The 1,964-nt window shown below is 40.1% G+C and carries 2 protein-coding genes and 1 pseudogene; 1 reads left to right on the top strand and 2 read right to left on the bottom strand.

What is annotated here, in order from left to right; translation table 11 throughout:
* Both WA010_RS04970 and WA010_RS04965 read right to left on the bottom strand, forming a co-directional pair.
* Positions 1-400 (bottom strand): annotated as a pseudogene (locus WA010_RS04970) (lipid-A-disaccharide synthase); the annotation flags it as partial.
* A complete protein-coding gene (locus tag WA010_RS04965; RefSeq protein WP_422556042.1) occupies positions 397-753 on the bottom strand; it encodes a c-type cytochrome in 357 nt (118 codons plus the stop codon). The pseudogene WA010_RS04970 and the gene WA010_RS04965, both read right to left, overlap by 4 nt.
* A gap of 64 nt (positions 754-817) precedes the next feature.
* Here WA010_RS04965 and WA010_RS04960 point away from each other — a divergent pair.
* Positions 818-1,964, top strand: a 1,147-nt coding sequence (locus WA010_RS04960; RefSeq protein ID WP_422556041.1) for a dihydroorotase, incomplete at its 3' end; no start/stop codon positions are given.

Below are 1,964 nucleotides of genomic sequence, written 5' to 3'. Positions count from 1 at the left end.
GAATAGAGCAAAGTTTTGTAATGGTTTTTTCTAAAACCGGAATCCGTTTTTTCTTCCATGCCCATGCTTGAGGGAGAATATAGTAAATAATCTCTTTTTTCGGATAACGTTTACGAATCGCCTTCGCTAGAGGGAGATTAAAACCGGAAGAATCAATTAATAAAACTTTATCGGCTGATGCCGCTAAGTCAACCATTTGATCTTTCAAACGGAAAAAAAACGGTAGTTTTGTTATGGCATCCACGAATCCCATAACAGAAGTCGATCGAAGATCCACGATACTATCCCCTAACGAATGGTTGAATATTCCTGATAACTGAACATCTTCACCTAATTCTTTCACTAAATAAGATAGATGTATGTTTGCAGAGTGCTCTAATGCACTGACTAAAAGTTTCATGATCCTCCATCTCCTCGGGCACCTACATCGGGTTTATAATTACTTTTATTTTCTTGATATTCACTCAAAAAAGTGCTCAATGCATCAATCTCTTTATCACTTAATGCCATTGCAAAAGAGATCATAAGCTGTGATTGCTGGGTAGAACCTTTTTTGGCACGGTAGTCTTTTAATTTTGAGATTAAAAATGGTTTGCGTCGATAGGCTAACGCAGGATATAAATTGGTTCCCGTAGCCGATATTCCGTGACAACCGTTACACCCTTTTGAAAAATAAAGATTTTTACCTATTTTATAGAGGTCACTGCCACCATAAAGGAACATAGGTATCAAAAAAAAGATAATTTTAACCACACGTACCCTTTTTATAACATTTTTTTGACTAAAATTGCATAATTATACCTAATGGGAGCACTCTATGATCATTTCGGGCGCAATTATCTGTGATATCAACGGAGAACGTCATGCGGACATTCAGATTGAAGAGGGGATTATTAAGCGTATCGGGGAAAATCTCAGCGGAGATGAAATCGTTCGCGCTGATGGGTGTTATCTGATCCCAGGTCTTGTAGATACCGATGTACGACTCAAAGACTCACAGTTGAGTCGAACCAATTTGGAAAAACTTTCACGTCGAGCACTAAGCGGCGGTGTTACGACAGCCGTTTTGGCCAGTGATTCGACACCTCGTATTGATAATGAGATTACACTTGAATTCGTCCAACAACACCGTTGCTCATCTCATGGAGCTACTATTGAATCGGCTGTGAGTGCTTTGAGTGAATCAGGGGCATTGAGCAATATCGCTATTATGCTCAAAAAAGGGTGTGTGTCGGTACACACCTCTACCATCAACGATTACAATCTCATTACCCGTATTGCACAATATTTGAAAATGGCAAATAAAGTACTCTTTTATAAAGCAGAAGAGAACAGTCTTATTGAGAGCGGAGTGATGTCGGATGGTGCTATTGCGTCACAACTCGGTTTACCGGGGATCTCGCCCCTCTCAGAGGTGGTACATGTCGCAGCGATGATTGAAATTGCCCGTCATTTTGGGATTAAAATCGTATTTAAAAGTATTACGGAACCTCGATCGATCGAGTTGATCGCCGAGGCACGTAAAAATAATATAGAGGTAGAGTGTGAAGTGGCCATTCACCATCTCTTTAAAAATGATTCCGCCTGTATCGGATTTGATACCGATGCTAAAATCAATCCACCACTAGTCAGTGAAGCCAAACGACTTGAACTTATTGATGCTTTGAAACGAGGAACAATCCACTCTCTGAGCGCATTGCATCAGCCCAATTCTGATATCTACAAAGATATTACCTTTTACGATGCACATGTGGGGACAACATCTATTACTGAATATTTGCCGTTACTTTATACTTATTTGATAGAGACAAAAACACTCTCTTTTTCTGAGGTGATATGTTTGGCTTCCCATGCTCCGGCAGGACATATCGGGATTGTGAGCGGCGAAATAGGTGTCGGTTTAGCATGTGATTGTATTTTATTCGATCCAAAAGAGAGTTTTGAGGTTCCTCACCACCATAGCC

Source organism: Sulfuricurvum sp. (assembly GCF_049305995.1).
Classification (GTDB): domain Bacteria; phylum Campylobacterota; class Campylobacteria; order Campylobacterales; family Sulfurimonadaceae; genus Sulfuricurvum.
Note: the sequence above shows the minus strand (reverse complement) of the source record. Positions and strands in the feature narration are given on the sequence as shown.